The organism is Mesonia sediminis (assembly GCF_042684705.1).
Lineage (GTDB): Bacteria > Bacteroidota > Bacteroidia > Flavobacteriales > Flavobacteriaceae > Mesonia > Mesonia sediminis.
The window spans coordinates 478,865-489,342 of sequence record NZ_JBHULZ010000023.1; the positions used below are offsets into that span (position 1 = coordinate 478,865).

The window sequence follows — 10,478 nt, forward strand, 5'->3', positions numbered from 1 at the left end:
GGTGGTTGGTGTATGGTGGTTAGTTAATGGCTTGTTTTAGCTTATTTGAAAGACTATGTAATTGTTTTTTAATACTTATTATTTCAGTTAAGATTTCATTTACTGTTGTTTCAGCCAGCATATCAAGTTTTATACATAGCATTAACTGCGTTTCTAATTCTGATAGAGAACCTTGTGCTATTCTTATAAAATGTAAAAATTGCTTAGACGCTCTAGCTTGACCCTCAGCGATATTGCTCGGTATACTAATAGCAGCTCTCTTTATTTGACTTGTTAGACCAAATTGCTCAATGCTGGGCATTTCTCTCGTTAAAATATACACTTGCGCAACTAGCTCCATACTCTGCTGCCAAACTCTTAAATCTTTATAATCTTTAACCATATTCATATTTTTTATTCACCATCAACCAACACCATTCTATAAGGTAATCTTTAAGTTTTGGTTAATGCGTTCTAAGTAAGCTTTTTTAAGAGCTTCGGTGTATTCGAGGACATCCTCTTCTGAGGTTAACTCACGATTAGGATAATCTACATAAATGGATGTTTTTTTGATATATTTTGCTTTAGGTTCTTTTGCCTTACCAGACTCGTCTTTAGGCGCCAGCAATTTAGCCATATGGTTGAGCTGATCGTTGTAGAAGTTGTCTTCAACCTTCCGTATTTCATTACGAATATTACCAATAAAGCGTTCTGCTTTCACTTTCTCTTTAAGCGAAATAATTTTATTCTTAATTTCATCTTGTTGATCAGTATTTAACTGTTTGAAAGATTCTGCTTTTTCTAGGTCAGAGAAAATTATATCTAACTTTTCATTGAATCGCTTTTTTTCAGTATCAATACTCTCAACTACCTTTTTGGTTAAGCTATCTTTAGCAGCTTTTGCTATCTGGATGGCATTGCCTTTGTAGGGAGTTTTGCTATTGATCAGTGCAGTTAAAGTTTCAAACTCGTCGCCTTCTATATAATCTATGTTTGCCGTGTTGCTGTTCACCAACTTTTTAATATCGAGATAGATATTTGCCTGTTCCCCATTGATAAAACTTTTGATAGGATCTAGCAAGTCTTCTTTATTGTCCAGTAAATCATCTTCAAAATCTGAGATACTGGTCAAGAAGTATTTATAATCTTTATCTGATAGTCTTTGCAATCTCTCACTAAAATCTTCTAAAACTGACAAGAATGGGAAGTCGCTTTTTCTGTAATACAATTGCTTTACCTCAGCTGCGAGGTCTTTAATTTTTTCTTTAAAGGCTACTGCTACATCTTTTGCTTCTTTAAGCCCCGTCGTCTCATCAAAAGCATCTGCATAGAGTTCTTTTAGTTGCTTTAGTTGTCTTGGATCCACTTCGGTTTGTGGCTCTAACAGTGTAGAACCGTGGTTTGCACTATTGACGAGTGCGGTAAGCACAGCCTCATCCTCTAATAAGCTTGCATTCTGCTTTAACTCAACCTTACCACGTTTGTATAGTTTTGCAGTAATTGTCCAAATCGCATTAGGGTACCAACCATAAGGTTTTTTCGTAAAGTAGGTTTTAATATCGTTTAGAGAGGTTCTATCCGATTGTTTTTTACGTCTTTTGATGAAATTTAGAATTTCAGATTCTGCTTCGGAAATGGTTTTATCATCTGTACCAAATAAATCATCTTGCTTGCTGCGCACCGTGTGGCGTATGGCATCTTCTGTAATTAAAGTGCTCCCTAGCATTTTTAAGTTTGGGTAGACTTGTTTAATTAAATCTTGAAAAGCATTAATAACCTTGGTTTTACCCTCTTTACTATGACCAGACTCGTGTTTGCTACCATTCATAAACACCTCGGCATCTGCTAATGTGTTATTTGCCATTATGATGAGGTTACGTCTGCGCTCTGCATTTTGTTGTGCTTTTTCTTGAAGAATACGTTTTACCTCTACACGATTAGTAGTCGATTGATTTTGCTTTACGTATTTATTGGTACGTAAATACATTTTTAAATCTTTCATAAACAAGGCGTTAGAGGCTAGCTTGAGCTTCATACCTGTTGCACCCATTGTTTGGGACTGGTGGAAGGTGTCGTTATCATAATCCATAAAATTCTCTGTGATGATTTCAATAAACAGCTCCTTTTCTCTACCTAATAAGCTACCGTCAATTTTACTGGTAAAATCGTAGTCTTGCTTATTATCTAGAAACTTAATCTTATTATCACGGATAATTTCATCAAAGAACAATTCTTTAAGTAATTGCGTGACTGCTTGGTCATCAATATCTGTGTTTTTTATTTCTTCCTCTACGTCTTTTTCATCATCGGTTAAGAATTCGTACACATCCCCATTACGTTGCACATAACTCTGATTTTCTAGTATATTTAAAGCCTCTTCTATTTTCTGGTTATGTTCGTTTAAGTCGACCTGAATATCATCAATAAGCAACACCGACACATTTCTCTTGGTGGTTTTGAAGTTCCCGAAGTATTTGACGAGAAATAGCGCTTTGAGCACTTTAATAGCAAAGGGGTTATCCAGATTTCGTTCTGCCATAATCACAGAGCTTTGAATCTCGCCACGCAATTCATTTCTAATCCCTTCGTACATTAAGTCGAAACTCACTAAGGCTTGCTCACCTTTACCCTCAATGATTTGTGTTACTTGCTGAAAAACGCCTAGCATAGAACGTTCACCTACCGAAGCGTGCTTTCCTTGAAATGCATTGTGCATAGACAATGCTCTTCTACATTGCTGAAATAAGTCAAACTGATAGGGAACAAATGGAAATTTATTACCGAAATCGGAAGCATCGCTAAAGCCTTTAAACTGCACGCCCGCCTCAGAAAAAGAAAGCAAGGTATCTAATTGTGCACTCGTTTCTTTAAAAGATGCCATCAATTGTTTTTGTGCATCTTCGTTTTTGCTTAACAATCTTTTTTCTATCACCTCATCTACGTTTGCCGAGGTTAGTGGTACTTTGATTGCAAATCTTGCTTGAATACGAGAAAAGTCATTTTGCTGGCTTTTGTTCATATCTCCTACGACCTTTTCCATATCCTCTTGAGAGGTCACTAGAATCCAAGATTTACCTTTAGTTCTGGTAGCCAATGTTTCTGCAACCGTTTGAAGATTTAGCATTAACTTAGTGTTGTCACTAATGTATTGACCAACTTCATCTACAAAGAAATTTAAGCGAAAACCTTTGGGTTTAGATGCAATATATTCTTGTACCCGTACACAGAAGTCTTCTATAGAAGAGGTGCTGTCTTTACGCATTGTATCTATGATGTTTTGGTACTTTGACGCATCATCATCGAAGAGCTCGCCTAAAACCTCCCCTAATTTTTGCTTTACTTTTGGAGCAAAATACTTTCGTCTGTCATCCGTCCAATTGTTACCGCTTTTATCTAGGTATGCCTCTTGAAAAGATTGCCATTTATTTTCGCTATTGAGCCACATTTCAAACTCGGCTACAGGTCTTTTGGAACCATAAAAGCCTAAATGGTCATAAAAAACCTTATAGAAAACAGATAATATAGCATTTGGATCTTCCTTACTTGTGATCTGTGCTTGCTGGTCAATATTAAACAAAACAGACTCTGAGGGAATTTTGGTCGCTGCTAAAACATCGCCTTTGAGCATTTCGTCATTAGTGATTTTATTAGCAAACACCTTTCCGCTTTCGTCACCATCAAATTTTTTGTTTTCAAAGACGTAAGACAATATTTTTAGCAAGTGTGATTTACCACTACCAAAAAAACCTGATATCCATACCCCATTCACACCAGCATAATTGTTGTAGGCTTGAAAGAGGTCTCGTATTTTTTCCCCAATTTCATTGGTAATTACATATTCTTCTACTTCATTAGAAATTTGGTCACGGTCATCTGCTTTGATAACCGTTTCAATATTTCTATTAATATCTTTCTCAAAAAAATCTTTAATAATCATTGTTTTGCTTCTATGTTATCAATGTTAAATGCTCTATAATAGTTATCGTCCTTCAATAAACCGAATAGGTTTAAAGCATGTCCATTATATTCGCCAGGAAAGAATGCTACCGTTGGTGAATCTTTTGCTATGCTTTGTAAATTATTTAGAATGGTGTGTGAACGTATAAAAGGGAATACCAAGCCAATACCCGTTAAGAAATACACCTTAGCAGATGATGCTTTGATTAAGCTATCAATTTTTGGCATTAATACTTGATGAATTTCAAGAACTGATTGGATGGCATCTAAAAATTCTTCTTTATCCATATCTTTTTCAATACTGAAGAATTCTTCTAACCCAATTTCTTCCTCTAAAATATCACAGGCAATATCGTACAGATTTATTTCTAAAACAGGAACACCAGAGGTTTCCAGTTTTTTGATTAGTCGTTTAGTTGCATCTACTACTTGAAGTTCCTGTTCTGCTTTATAAGCAGCAATAAAAAAAGGAATTTCCCCTCCTAAAGCCTCTTTACTAAGAAATCTTTCTGAGGAAACGACATCGTATAAGTGTCTAAATTTTTTGGTTAGGTTTTGCATCAATTAAAATTTTCGATATCCGTATCACTAACAAAAAATAGTTTGAGCCATTTTTTATCATCATTAGCAATAACTCTCATTAGTTTGCTATCTAACAATTGAGGTTGAATTTCTTTGTTTTTAGTATTATCAATAATTCCAGCTTCCACTAATGTTCTAAACAGAACTTGACGAATTTTCTCGTTAGTAGTCTCAGTAAAATTTTGCATTTTAGGATGTATTTCGATTTTATTTCTGAAAAAAGATAAGTATTCACCCTCCGTTAAAGCATAGTCAAAAAGAAGGACTTTCTCTCTACAAACTTCTATGACAAAATCTCGCACAAACCCATACACCTTGCACATAGCCAAGAAAGCTATCTGTTTTTGTTCATAAAAATCACCATTCACTAAAATGTCAATTTGCTGATCATTTAAACTATCTAAACGCTTATTTATTTCAATTAAAAATCTTTTTCCAGAGCTGGTTTTACCTTGTCCTATTTCTTGGATTTCATCAAAATCAGTTTCGCTTTGTCTGGATACAGCTACCTTTACCAGTTCCTTTACTCTTAAAGACAGCGCTGTGAATCCAAAATCATATTTTTCCTCTAATAGCATCAGTTGACCAGATCTTTTATAGGTACTTCTAATAATTGGCTTAATTTCTCTAAGTTTTTTTTATTTGGGCTAGATTTTTCTTTTACCCAGTTGGACATGGTAACCACACTTACGCCCATACGTTGGGCAAGGTATGCCTGTTTAAGGCCCTTAGCTTTGATCACATCTTTCAGCATCTATTTAAAAAAAATTAAAGTTTAGCTTCAGTAAAGATAAAGAATTAAAGATTTAGGTAAATAAGTTTTGTAGAAATTCTTTTTACCTCCTATTGAAGTATGTTATAAATAGAAAGTGCGTCTAATCTATTTTCCTTAGCCCCATTTACTTTAACTCTTAATAATTCGCAATGCTATTTGAAATTTCGATTAATATTTTTGAAATATGAAATGCAAGAAACGGAGTTTAAAAATGCATGCTTTATAGTGAGGTAGATTATTCGTTAACAAGCAATCAAATTGTTTATGAACTATAAACAATGAAGTGTATTTTGTTTTAGTTATTGTCAACGATCTAGATTATGAGTAGATACGTAGGTTAGCATGAAACTTTGCAAGTACACATCAAGCTTAAAGCCGGCAAGTACCGACACTTTGGGATTCAGAAATAGGCTAGAACATTCAATTACTCATTGTCATTGTTAGGTTTTCGTGCTTTTTATATTGTTTTTACATTTTCAACGCTAAACCATTCAATTATTTTTTTCATTGCTAAATCACCCATTTGAGAAAGAGCTAGTACAACTAAATTTTCTTTGGCTCTTGAGCAAGAAACATAAAACAGGTTTTTAGTTCTTAATTTTCTACGTTCCTTATCATCGGTGTTATCAAAGAATTTTTCAAAATTATACATAGAAACCCAACTTGTATCGTCAATCACAACTAAAACATTTCTGTACTCTTCACCTTTTGTTCCATGCTTCGTTGAATATGATGTTTGCTCTTTGATATGTTTAAAGACGGATATTACCTCACTATATTTTGTTTGCATCAATGAGGTATAAAAAGATTTATTCTTTTCAGCTTTTTTCCTTTCATCTTCATCTGATATAGTTGAAGAGTCTACTTTTACTTTTTTAAGAAACTTTTGTAAGCTTTTTGAAGGAACTGATAATTGATTTTCAATACAGAACTCAAATACGTTTTGAACTGTACCAGTATCCCTTAAACTAATTAATTTAGTTAATTTATCTTCTATTTGCTTTTTGTCTGAATGTTTAGAAAGTGAACTAATCATACCATGTCTCTTTAAATACTTTATAACGCTATTAAAATCTTTGTTATTCCAAAAAGAAACTAAATGTTCAATACCTGTTTCACGTTCTTTCGAAGTCTTTTTGTCTTTAGAACCTAAGAAGAAAGAGGCAAAATGGTTATCTCTATTTAATAATTCTGCTTTAGGGTCAAAAAAACGGTTATTATATGTTTTATATAAATTCCCAAAACCAGCTCTATCTGCTACTTTACTATTTGCAATTATTAAAACTTTATCGTTGCCTTTTTCTGAAAAATCCCACCCATTATTTTCTAGATCACTAATTACATTTTCGTAATCCGCATCTTTTTTTGGTGAAATTCTTTCTCGATAATCTTTGACCTTTTCTCCCTTAGCTTTTGTGTCGTTTGTGCAGTTAATAAACTGAACACTTCCACTTACTGATTCTTTGCCTTCAGGAATTTTTTGAACAATATTATCTCTAATTTTATTTAAGAGAGTAACTACACTATTTGAAGAACGATAATTATCTTCTTTTGTTACAAATTCAATTTTAGAAGAGGCTATAAATGATTCTAATGAACCTACACCTTCATCATAAATATTCTGATAAGAATCACCATAAAACCCTAATAGCAGTTTCGTCTTATTCCTTTCTAATAGATAGTCAATTAACGCTTGAATAGTTTCAGCAGCTGTATCTTGATATTCATCAATGAAAATGAAGGGATATTTTTGTCCTAAAATTTGAGTTAGAGATTGATAGTTTTTAAACATTTGAAGAGACAGAGTAATTACATCATCATGATGTAAACTTCCTTGTTCAAAATTTCTATAGCCTCTATCGTCATACGTAACTTCTGAAATTCTGTCTTTTAATCCTGTGTTAAACTTTTCAGGTTTATCAATTAACATTGCTTCATTCAATAAATCCAATTCAATAATCAATTGCTTATTGTATCTTTTAATGCAATCCCATAAAAATTCATGAATTGTAGAAACAAGAACCAAAGGATTGTTTTCAAGCCTTTCAATAATTTCATTTTTAGCAACATTGGTGTAGGTAATACAAACAACCTTTTGATTATTCAACCTAATACTTTCACCTCTTGTTTCTAACAAATAGTTTAATGTCTGAATTAACGTATAAGTTTTACCAGACCCAGCTCCAGCTTCAAGTACAAAACTCTTGTTTGTTTCTATTTGTTGAATTACTTGTTCAATAGCAGTCATACTAATCATTTTGTGCTAACCAAACTAAACCTTCGTTTATATATTCTGGTACGCTCCATTCTCCATATTTCTCTTCATCTAAAGACATAATATCAAAGGTGAACTCTGTTTTTTGTTTGGAGGAAAATTTATCAGGAATTTCTACATTAATATCTTTATTTTTTAGACAAGATATTTCATCTTTAGGGGTTCGTTTGTCTTCTTCAAGTTCTTTAAGTAAAAACTCTTTATTTGTATTTATAAAGGCATCTTCAAAACTTCTACCATTAAAATTATTTTCTTTAGTTTGGTAAGCTACTCTTATATTGTCTTTGATTTTTTCATCTTCAGAACAACTTGATAATTCAGATATGGTTCTTTTTTTTGGTAGCCAATTTATTAAAGTGTAATTTGTTGTGAATTCCCCAACATCAACTTTACATTTTCTAGTTTTCTTTTTATGACCATCTTGATATTCTTGAGCCGAATCGATGTCAGTTATAATTAAAGTTTTAACGTTGATAAATTCTAAAATTTCTTTAAATGAATGAGCATAAGCCCCACCTACTTCGAGAATAGAAACATATTCACCACATAATGAAGGTGCTGACTTTTTTATCATTTGAGGCAACAGCATACGTTCAGTAGTTCCTTCTACTAATATTACTTTGTCTGCAAAAAATAAATCAGATTTATGAAGTGTTAGGTATTGTCTTAAAAATCTAAAAGTTCGTTTATTATCTTTGATTTTTAAATTATTAAAGTCTTGATTTACAATTTTATATCGATTATCAGCTTTTAATTTATTGAAATACCTTATTCTATTAAATCCTCTCTCTGTTTCAATGCCTGACTCTGATAATATGTGAGAGGAATGTGTTGTAATAATTACTTGAACTTGAAGGTCTGTTTCCTTTTTTGCGTCTTTTAGAACTTCAGTAACTTGACTAATGAATACTTGTTGCATTTGAGGGTGCATATGAGCCTCAGGTTCTTCTATTAGTACAACAAGAAAATTAGATAATTTTTCCTCTTTAGAGTTTTTGAATTTTTCAATAAAACTTGCGAGCTCAAGAATCATATATATTAAATTGCTATAGCCAAGTCCATTATAGCTTTCAGGTAGATTAACCTCGTCTTGTTTATAGAGGTAGTAAATGTTATTTCTTATGACCTTTTCTGAATCAAATCTTGAGTCTATTGTTATTGGTGGAATTACAATAGGAGTTTTAGCACCAAACCTTTCAAGTTTTAACATTATGCTCTCCAATACTTTGGCATATTTCTCTTTTAATTCCTCTGAAACTTCGTCTAATTTATCTTCTAATGCTTTTACATCTTGATTAGTTGTTTTATCACGTTGATTGTAGTAATTTGAAAAACCTAGAGCTAATGAATTATTTGAGTCGCTTTTAACATCATCTAATATTCTCATTGCTTTAATGCTCTCAAAGAGAACTACTTTTTGAATCTTTGAAATAAAACTATCTTCTATTCTTCTATAATAGTCTGATTCCTTATCAACAGCATAACAAACAGTTTCGTATAACAGATCTATATTTTTATGCAGGTATTTAATTAATTCTAAAGATGTATCTTCTCTGTTATCAAAAGATTGAAATACTCTTAACGTGTTTTTAGGTTCGAATGAAATGGAAATAGTTGCATCATTTCTTGCATCCTCTAAATCGGTAATAAACTCACTTAATTCAGTGAGTGATTCATTGAGTTCTTTATCATATTCTATTTCAAAATTGATTTTAATTTTAGGAATTTCAGAGATAAGTTGCTTTTCAAGTTCATCTTTACTCTCTTCTGAAATTCCTTTTTCAAGTGTTCCTAAATACTTTTGATAGACAGTTTTAAAAACGGTGTATGTACTTTGAGAAAAATCTTCAAAGATAAATTTACCATCATTGGAGGTAGCTATTCTGATAGCTTCAAAAAATGAAGTTTTACCAGTATTGTTTTTACCAACTATGAGGGTTATATCATTTTCGATTTGACAATTAATCTTTTCAAGTAACCTGAAATTCTCAACTTCAATTTTTTTTATTCTCATTTAGCTATTGATTTAGAGAGCTGTTTTTCTTGCAAGAAACCTAATGGTATCGTATAACCGTCAATTACGGATTAATATACTTTAATTTCCGGTTTAGCAGTGACGTTAGCAATTCCGAGTGAATTCAGACGTAGTCTTCCGACGGTTCGGGACGCCGAAATTGCGGTAATACTTTGTTATGAGTTGCCATTTTCTCAATTTTTTATTTCAACTTTCAACTTCGTTATCAAATTTATTACTGTTTCAAATGCTGAAAATATTTGCTTTTCAGTCGGAACGAACAATTCGTGAACACTATCATTTCGAGCTTCAATGAATGCTTTTGCTAAAGTGTAGTCTGCTCCACCAATCATACTTTCATTTTTCACCCAATTTAATTTGACTGATGCTGGCACGAATTTAGGTTGTCCATTACTTTTGTACTCTTTAGGATTATGTTGCTCATAAATAATCGATACGGTAATTTCAATTGTCCTTAAAATCATTATATAACAAGCCATTGAAAGACCATTGATATAACAATTATAAGCCTCTTTCAGATTTTCAGCGATGTCTTTAGGGTAATCATTAAATGTCAAATACAGTTTTTCAGATTTAAGTTTTGAAAGTCTTTTTTCAAATTTTCGAGTTGTTGGTTTCCATTGAGAATGATACTCTTTAAAAGCAAAGAATTTGCATTGCGATTTCAACAGTTCCATTTTAATTATGCCAATATCTTTTACTGTGTCAAGAAGCTGTTTTTTTTCTTGATTTAGTTTGTCGAAATCATTTTTCTTAACAACATTTGCTCCAACTAATGTGCTTAAAGCAACAGCAAGATTATCCGTATTTTCTTGTTTTTGTCTTTCTTGTTTAATTTTTAACAGTGCGTTTTGTAATTCGTTCATTTGTTATTT

Annotated in this window: 8 protein-coding genes; all 8 read right to left on the reverse strand. The window is 32.3% G+C overall.

What is annotated here, in order from left to right:
* Positions 1-19: 19 nt before the first annotated feature.
* The 8 genes from ACFSQ0_RS05335 to ACFSQ0_RS05370 all read right to left on the reverse strand — a co-directional run bounded on the left by ACFSQ0_RS05335 (position 20) and on the right by ACFSQ0_RS05370 (position 10,469).
* Positions 20-388: a four helix bundle protein gene (locus tag ACFSQ0_RS05335; protein WP_379045194.1), complete on the reverse strand. Its 369-nt coding sequence runs from the start codon at positions 386-388 to the stop codon at positions 20-22.
* A 30-nt stretch (positions 389-418) separates the two neighbouring features.
* Complete coding sequence (brxC, locus tag ACFSQ0_RS05340) at positions 419-3,916, reverse strand: BREX system P-loop protein BrxC (RefSeq protein ID WP_379045197.1); 3,498 nt, start codon at positions 3,914-3,916, stop codon at positions 419-421.
* Positions 3,913-4,497 (reverse strand): DUF1788 domain-containing protein, encoded by a 585-nt coding sequence (locus tag ACFSQ0_RS05345; protein ID WP_379045200.1) that lies wholly within the window; start codon positions 4,495-4,497, stop codon positions 3,913-3,915. Before ACFSQ0_RS05345 ends, brxC begins: the two co-directional genes overlap by 4 nt.
* Positions 4,497-5,096, reverse strand: a complete 600-nt coding sequence (locus ACFSQ0_RS05350) for a DUF1819 family protein (protein ID WP_379045203.1) — start codon at positions 5,094-5,096, stop codon at positions 4,497-4,499. Before ACFSQ0_RS05350 ends, ACFSQ0_RS05345 begins: the two co-directional genes overlap by 1 nt.
* Positions 5,096-5,272 (reverse strand): helix-turn-helix domain-containing protein, encoded by a 177-nt coding sequence (locus tag ACFSQ0_RS05355; protein WP_379045206.1) that lies wholly within the window; start codon positions 5,270-5,272, stop codon positions 5,096-5,098. The genes ACFSQ0_RS05350 and ACFSQ0_RS05355 overlap by 1 nt, the downstream gene beginning before the upstream one ends.
* 478 nt (positions 5,273-5,750) lie before the next feature.
* Positions 5,751-7,541: a UvrD-helicase domain-containing protein gene (locus ACFSQ0_RS05360; protein WP_379045209.1), complete on the reverse strand. Its 1,791-nt coding sequence runs from the start codon at positions 7,539-7,541 to the stop codon at positions 5,751-5,753.
* A gap of 1 nt (position 7,542) precedes the next feature.
* Positions 7,543-9,582: an ATP-dependent nuclease gene (locus tag ACFSQ0_RS05365; protein ID WP_379045212.1), complete on the reverse strand. Its 2,040-nt coding sequence runs from the start codon at positions 9,580-9,582 to the stop codon at positions 7,543-7,545.
* Between the two features lie 194 nt (positions 9,583-9,776).
* Entirely contained in the window at positions 9,777-10,469 is a 693-nt protein-coding gene (locus tag ACFSQ0_RS05370; RefSeq protein ID WP_379045215.1) for a hypothetical protein, read from the reverse strand.
* Positions 10,470-10,478: the final 9 nt, after the last annotated feature.

Bases quoted from the DNA above. Each gene is read 5' to 3' on its own strand.
- ACFSQ0_RS05335 (WP_379045194.1), bottom strand. From the start codon at position 388: ATGAATATGGTTAAAGATTATAAAGATTTAAGAGTTTGGCAGCAGAGT.
- brxC (WP_379045197.1), bottom strand. From the start codon at position 3,916: ATGATTATTAAAGATTTTTTTGAGAAAGATATTAATAGAAATATTGAA.
- ACFSQ0_RS05345 (WP_379045200.1), bottom strand. From the start codon at position 4,497: ATGCAAAACCTAACCAAAAAATTTAGACACTTATACGATGTCGTTTCC.
- ACFSQ0_RS05350 (WP_379045203.1), bottom strand. From the start codon at position 5,096: ATGCTATTAGAGGAAAAATATGATTTTGGATTCACAGCGCTGTCTTTA.
- ACFSQ0_RS05355 (WP_379045206.1), bottom strand. From the start codon at position 5,272: ATGCTGAAAGATGTGATCAAAGCTAAGGGCCTTAAACAGGCATACCTT.
- ACFSQ0_RS05360 (WP_379045209.1), bottom strand. From the start codon at position 7,541: ATGACTGCTATTGAACAAGTAATTCAACAAATAGAAACAAACAAGAGT.
- ACFSQ0_RS05365 (WP_379045212.1), bottom strand. From the start codon at position 9,582: ATGAGAATAAAAAAAATTGAAGTTGAGAATTTCAGGTTACTTGAAAAG.
- ACFSQ0_RS05370 (WP_379045215.1), bottom strand. From the start codon at position 10,469: ATGAACGAATTACAAAACGCACTGTTAAAAATTAAACAAGAAAGACAA.